Raw genomic sequence first — 6,688 nt, 5'->3', positions numbered from 1 at the left:
ATTACGTGGAAGACGGGCAAGATAAACAGATCGTGCTTGAGGCCGGTGAGAGCAGTTTCACGCTGCCGGGTAACGTGACCGAGTTTACTGTCCAGGTGGCGACGGAAGACGACGACATTTTTGAAGGCGTGGAAGGCTTTAAGCTGAATGTGGTCGCCGAAGCGGAAGTGGGCGGCGAGGCGTTTGAGCTCACAGACTCAGGTCTCGGCAGTATCATTGATGACGAAGACCGTCCAACCGTCCGGATTGAAGGTGGTGGTGAGGTGAATGAGGGGGAATCTGCGTTGTTTACTGTTAAGTTGGATATGGCAGCTGAAACTGAAGTTACAACAAAACTACAGTTCAACCATGTTGATACGGTAGATGATGATTTTGACGGATACCAATATCAAGACAAAGATGGAATATGGCAAGATGTACCTACCAGTGGCTATATAACGTTTGAGGTTGGTCAGACTGAGATTAATTTGCGCGTACTGACGAAGCAAGATGATGTTTATGAAGAGGATGAGACTTTCAGTATTGAGGTTCTTGATACTTCTACTACAGTAGTTGATCTTGATAATAACGTGGCCAGTGCGACGATACTTGACGACGATAACACACCTCCGACAGCCCGTGATTTCATCATCTCTCTCAATGTTGAAGAAGGTATGTTCCCCGTTCAGGATGTCGAATTTGATGAACTAACAAGCGCTGGCGAACAGCGTGTTGAAGACTTAGAAGATGATACCCATCAATACAATGGCACTGATGGGCCAGAAAATGATGCTGATATAGAAATAGTCATAACCTCATTACCTGAACATGGCGAGCTCTACTATGTGGATAGCAATGGTACTGAAGTCATAATCAACCAAGAGTTTCTGGATGGTCCAAACAAGTTGTATGAAAACACAGATATTAAGTACCGTCTGACTGAAGACTTCTTTGATGAGCAGAGCTTTGATTCAGCTGATCTTCTTGAAGATCAAGGGAAAGATATCTTGGTTGGTTCCTACACTCCACCTAATTCGAACTTAACTTTCACTGGTGGTCAGATAACGGTCATTGGCAATAGCATCATCTTTGATGCCGACGCTCAGATTTCAGTCGACTTTGCGAATCAACAGGTTGGGTTAGTTGTTGTTTCTCCGGGTGAAACGGGTCAGGGGGATGAAATCAGTACTAGTGAATATATTACGCTAGAACTGGATGAAGATTTATCAGCAAACGAAGCGAAACTGAGTTTAGCCAGTTTGAATGACCGCTTCAACAGTGGTGCTGCATGGTTAACGGCGTACATCTTCCTAAATGGTGCTCTTGTTGATGTTCAGCAGTTTTACTCAACTGATATTACTTATACAAGTAATCATGAAGGATTTATCACAGTTGCAATGGCTAATGGTAGCTTTGATGAAATTCGACTTACTCCAGACACCAGTAGTTCGAGTGACAAGGCGGGTTTTACTTTGGTTGGAACTGAAATTACCAGTTTTACTGACGTGAACGATGACTTTACCTATCAAGCAATAGACTCAGACGGAGCGCTCAGCAACGAAGCGACGGTATCTGTTAACTTTGATAACGTCACTTCTGACTCAGTAGCAACGGCTGACTATAATACTCAGTCACTCACATTGACAGCGGCGGCAGATGCCGAGTCCAATATCATTTTGGGGGACGATGGAGATAATGATCTAGTCGGCACCAGCGGCGGTGATATCTTAATCGGTGGTTTAGGCGATGATATCTTGACGGGTGGTGAAGGTGATGATGTCTTCAAGTGGACAGAAATGAAGTCCGCTACGGACACCGTTACCGACTTCGAAACTGGCGATCAGCTTGATTTTGCTGATTTGTTTGAAGATGTGAGTCAGAGCGATATCTCTGTATTACTTGATGATTTAGGGTCGGGTGATTACAGCGGACAAGTCGATGATATTAGCATCACAGTGACTGAGAAAGGCCCTAATTCAACCTTGATGATTCATAAAGGTGGGATGGATTTGGAGGTCAATTTTGACGGCGCATCGGCTGCGGATATCGCAAATAGCTTGATTAGTAATTTGGAGCAGTTACGAGAATAGCCAATGTTAAGTCCTAAAAAACGGAGCGAAAGCTCCGTTTTTTGATCTAGCGTTTGTATTACAGGTCTAAAGCACCTTACAAGCAAAACCTTTTAGATAGAAACCTTCCGGGTAAGCGGTATCCGTTGGGTGGTCTGCCGCTTGTTCAAAACGCTCAACAAACTTAACTTGGCGATTCGCATCAACTGCCGCGTCTGCGATGATTTTTTGGAACAGCACTTGGTCCATTAAGCCAGAGCACGAGTAAGTAAGTAGAGTACCACCAGGCTTTAGGATTTGCATCGCTAGCATGTTGATGTCTTTATAACCGCGACATGCACCATTAAGTTGCGCTTTGCTCTCGGCAAATTTTGGTGGGTCCATTATCACCACATCAAATTTAGTACCTTGGTCACGGTACTCACGCAGCAACTTAAAGACGTCTGCATTTAAGAACACAGCACGCTTCTTAGAGATGTCGAACTCGTTCAATTCGGCGTTAAATTTAGCCGTGTCCAGAGCAGGCTGAGAAACGTCCGCGTTAATAACACGCTTCGCTCCACCTTTAAGCGCATAAAGCCCAAAGCCGCCGGTATAAGAGAAGCAGTTTAGGACTTCTTTATCTTTCATGTATTTCATCGCTTGCTGACGGCTATCGCGTTGGTCCAGATAGAACCCCGTTTTGTGGCCACCAACAATATCTACACTGATCTTGACGCCGTTTTCTTCAATAACCACAGATTTTGGTGGCTCTTCACCATGTAGAACGCCAGTGGTTTCTTTCAAACCTTCTTTTTTACGTACCGCCACATCAGAACGTTCGTAAACATTACAATCTGGGAAGCATTCTACAAGGGCAGCAACAATTGCTTGTTTGTTGTACTCCGCACCAGCGCTCAGTAGCTGACAAACGAAGAAGTTTTGGTAGCGGTCGATAGTCACGCCCGGTAAGCCGTCAGACTCCGCTGCAATTAAGCGGTAGCCCGTTAATCCATCTCGCTCGATTATATCTTCGCGCAGAAGCTGTGCATCTTTAAAACGTTTAACGAAAAACGCTTTATTAATCTCTTCTTTTTCAAAACTCCAAATACGAGCTCGGATTTGAGATTCCGGTGAGTATGCCGCTTTTGCTAACCATTTACCGTCGTGAGTGAATACATCAACGGTTTCGCCAAGCGCGGGTTCGCCCTCAACTTTATTGATGCCTCGGGAGAAGATCCATGGGTGCTTACGCTTAACCGATTTCTCACGACCTTTAACCAAATAGATAGCAGCTGTCATTTCTTTAGCTCTTGTTGAATTTTGAAAGGGGCGTATTGTCCGGGATGTTGCTGGTAAAAGCAATAACCATTGGGATTCAGTTGGTTTTGTTTTATGTTACCGTGTCACTCAATGGTGCGTAGATAAAATTGAGCTAACTCTATTTGAAATTTAAGTGAATGAGAGACTTATCAATCCCGCCTGTCAGATTTTCTTCCATAATTGTTCTAGAACCCACTACGCTTATGAAGGCTCGATGGGTCTATAACAGCCATTAGAAGAAGCGAAATGACGATGAATCTAAAGTGTGAAAAGTATGTAGTAAAAGGTGTTGTTCAAGGCGTGGGATTTCGGTATCAAACCTCACATCAGGGATTGAAGCTAGGTTTGACTGGATACGCTAAAAACCTAAACAATGGTGATGTAGAAGTAGTCGCCTGTGGGACTGAAACGCAAATTGATGAGTTTACTGAGTGGTTGAAAGAGGGGCCACGGACGGCAACTGTCGAGAGCGTATCACATGAAAACGCTTCGTATAAACCATACCGCGGCTTCAAAATTTTATGATTATAGGCATTTCGCTGGTTTAGGGAGGCCAGCCAACTTGGTCGCTTGTTTTGCAGGCCCTTTTTTGAAGAGCTTAAACAGGTATTTGCTATTGCCTTTTTCTGGTCCGTGCGCTTTTTCCATCGCCTTAACCAACATTCTTACTGCTGGGGAGGTGTTGAACTCTTCGTAAAAGTCGCGAACAAAGTGGACGACTTCTAAATGCGCGTCGGTTAGCTCAATGCCTTCTTCTTCTGCCAATAACTCAATCATGCCTTCTTCCCATTGAGTATGGTCCAACAAGTAACCCTGAGCATCGGTTTCAATTTCTTTGCCGTTGTAAACGAACATAACGTTCTATCCGTTAAGTAATCTTTGATGTTTATAGATTAGCGTACAGGCGTGGAACTTCTCAACTAAATAATCTCACCATTCTTCCAAGCGAAGTAAAAGCATACAAATTCGGACTTAGACTGCTTTTTATTTGTTTATTCAAAATATTAGGTATTCATTCAGTGTGTTAGAAAATTCTCGGGGTAAATACAGATGTATTTGCATGGATATTCATTTTTGGTTCGTTTTCTCTGCTGTTCTGACTCGTGTAAATCGGAGAGTACTGGCAGTTTCTGTTGAAATTGAGTGAGTTACAATGTTGTGCTTGCTCTGATTGAGTATTATCTTTGATGAAATTAAGTGAATAATGATGACAGGGAGTCAGTTATGTCGAAACAAAGGTACATTGAAATCAATGACAGCGTGAAATCAACTTGGTTTATAGAAAGAATTTGGCAGCTAGCAGAATCGTTGCCAGTAGAAGAGATTCCAATTGACCAAATTAATGGGCCAGATGAAGTGACATGGTTTAACGTTAATGGGCCACTACCAACGTGTCGTGAAATTGCCTTGCATTGCAAGCGAATAAATGAAGCTGATTTGTCATATCCCGTCATATTGACCAGCGATTATAGAGTGTTTGATGGTATGCACCGAATCGCTAAAAAGATCATGATGGGTGAGCAGACTATTCAAGTAAGGCGCTTTAGGCAAAACCCTGAAGCGGATGAAGTCGTCGAGCTCGAATTAGAGCAAGTGTAATAGCAAGACGTGAATAAACAAAAAGCCCGAAGGTGTGTACCTTCGGGCTTTTTAGATTCTATTCAATCTGACTGATTAGTCGTCATTCATGATGCCTAGAATGCTTAGTAGGCTGATGAAGATGTTGTAGATTGATACGTATAGCGTCACTGTCGCAGAGATGTAGTTCGTTTCACCACCACGGATGATGCCTTGAGTCGTCATCAGAATTGCCATGGTTGAGAACACGATGAACAAGCTGCTCATTGCCAAGTGTAGAATCGTTGACTGAATGAAGATGCTTGCAATCATACCGACGACAAGGACCACAAACAGAGACAACATCAGGCCACCCATCATAGATAGGTCACGCTTAGTCGTTAATGCGTATGCTGACGCTGCCATAAATGATAGCGCCGTACCACCTAGAGCGGTCAGTACAACGTCACCCATACCTGCACCGATGTACATGTTCAGGATTGGACCAATTGTGTAACCCAAGAAACCAGTGAACAGGAAGGTGAAAACCAATCCAAGGCTGTTGTCACGGTTCTTTTCAGTTAAGAAAAGCAGACCATAGAAACCAACCAACATAAGGATGATGCCCGGACGTGGTAGGTTAAACGCCATCGATACGCCAGCCACAACGGCTGACCAAAGAAGCGTCATAGAAAGTAGGGCGTAAGTATTACGCAATACTTTATTGGTTTGTAGAGCACTTTCTTGTGTTGAAGTGCGGGTAAACATTGGACTGTTCATATTCTTCCTCGATAAGAGACTTTCTTATAAGTACATTTATGGGGTTGAAAGTTCAAAAAATCAAGCCCTAACCATGTATCGCTATGACAAAATAATAATAGAAATAAGATGTTATGTATGCGAGAACTTGTAACACAATATTACTGCCAGAAATAGCGAATGTGATTACATTACCATAACTGACCAAGTATTGAAAAAGGCACAGTTCCTATTGAAGCCAGTGCCTTTTGAATGGGTTTAACGCAACAATTAATGATGTAGAATTTGCGATAAGAAGTTTTGTGTACGATCAGATTGCGGGTTCTCGAAGAAGTCCTTCGGATTATTTTCTTCGATGATTTCACCAGCATCCATAAAGATCACTCGGTCAGCTACCTCTTTTGCAAATCCCATCTCGTGCGTTACGCACAGCATGGTCATGCCTTCTTCTGCTAATTCAACCATAACATCCAGCACCTCGCGCACCATTTCTGGGTCGAGAGCGGATGTTGGCTCATCAAACAACATCACTCTTGGGTTCATGCACAGAGAACGAGCGATTGCGACACGTTGTTGCTGGCCACCAGAGAGTTGGCCTGGGTATTTATCCGCTTGGTCAGGGATCTTAACGCGTTCCAGATACTTCATTGCAATAGCTTCTGCTTCGTCTTTAGGCATTTTCTTAACCCAAATAGGAGCAAGCGTACAGTTCTCTAAAACCGTCAGGTGAGGGAACAGGTTGAAGTGCTGGAAACACATACCAACTTCACGACGAACAGCCTCAATGTTTTTCAAGTCTTCAGTAAGCTCGGTACCGGAAACGAAAATTTTACCCGCTTGGTGTTCTTCCAGACGGTTAATGCAGCGAATCATGGTCGATTTACCTGAACCTGAAGGCCCACAAATAACGATTTTTTCACCTTTTTTAACGTTTAAGTTGATGTTTTTTAGTACGTGAAACTCACCATACCATTTGTTCATGTCCTTCAACTGGATCATGTAGTCTTGTTGTTGCGTCATAA

At 43.4% G+C, this 6,688-nt stretch carries 6 protein-coding genes and 1 pseudogene; 3 read left to right on the top strand and 4 right to left on the bottom strand.

The window, feature by feature from the left end; translation table 11 throughout:
* Nucleotides 1–2,069: pseudogene (locus L3V31_RS14825) on the top strand (calcium-binding protein); the annotation flags it as partial.
* 66 nt (nucleotides 2,070–2,135) lie between these two features.
* On the opposite strand, the gene L3V31_RS14820 reads toward L3V31_RS14825, so the two are convergent.
* A complete protein-coding gene (locus L3V31_RS14820) occupies nucleotides 2,136–3,329 on the bottom strand; it encodes a class I SAM-dependent methyltransferase (RefSeq protein ID WP_237316925.1) in 1,194 nt (397 codons plus the stop codon).
* A 273-nt stretch (nucleotides 3,330–3,602) separates the two neighbouring features.
* Here L3V31_RS14820 and yccX point away from each other — a divergent pair, with 273 nt between their 5' ends.
* Nucleotides 3,603–3,875, top strand: coding sequence for an acylphosphatase (yccX, locus tag L3V31_RS14815; RefSeq protein ID WP_237316989.1), 273 nt, complete (start codon nucleotides 3,603–3,605; stop codon nucleotides 3,873–3,875).
* Here yccX and L3V31_RS14810 read toward each other — a convergent pair whose 3' ends face one another.
* Nucleotides 3,876–4,205: a TusE/DsrC/DsvC family sulfur relay protein gene (locus tag L3V31_RS14810; protein WP_065299691.1), complete on the bottom strand. Its 330-nt coding sequence runs from the start codon at nucleotides 4,203–4,205 to the stop codon at nucleotides 3,876–3,878.
* 369 nt (nucleotides 4,206–4,574) lie between these two features.
* Here L3V31_RS14810 and L3V31_RS14805 point away from each other — a divergent pair, with 369 nt between their 5' ends.
* Nucleotides 4,575–4,949 carry a chromosome partitioning protein ParB gene (locus L3V31_RS14805; RefSeq protein WP_237316923.1) on the top strand — a complete coding sequence of 125 codons (375 nt, stop codon included), beginning with the start codon at nucleotides 4,575–4,577 and terminating at the stop codon, nucleotides 4,947–4,949.
* 75 nt (nucleotides 4,950–5,024) lie between these two features.
* Here L3V31_RS14805 and L3V31_RS14800 read toward each other — a convergent pair whose 3' ends face one another.
* Both L3V31_RS14800 and L3V31_RS14795 read right to left on the bottom strand, forming a co-directional pair.
* Entirely contained in the window at nucleotides 5,025–5,687 is a 663-nt protein-coding gene (locus tag L3V31_RS14800) for a Bax inhibitor-1/YccA family protein (RefSeq protein WP_237316921.1), read from the bottom strand.
* Nucleotides 5,688–5,936: 249 nt separating this feature from the next.
* Nucleotides 5,937–6,686 (bottom strand): amino acid ABC transporter ATP-binding protein, encoded by a 750-nt coding sequence (locus tag L3V31_RS14795; RefSeq protein WP_237316919.1) that lies wholly within the window; start codon nucleotides 6,684–6,686, stop codon nucleotides 5,937–5,939.
* Nucleotides 6,687–6,688: the final 2 nt, after the last annotated feature.

The sequence above is a fragment of the Vibrio sp. J1-1 genome (assembly GCF_021728395.1).
Taxonomy (GTDB): Bacteria; Pseudomonadota; Gammaproteobacteria; order Enterobacterales; family Vibrionaceae; genus Vibrio.
This window is presented reverse-complemented; position numbering and strand designations above follow the sequence as displayed.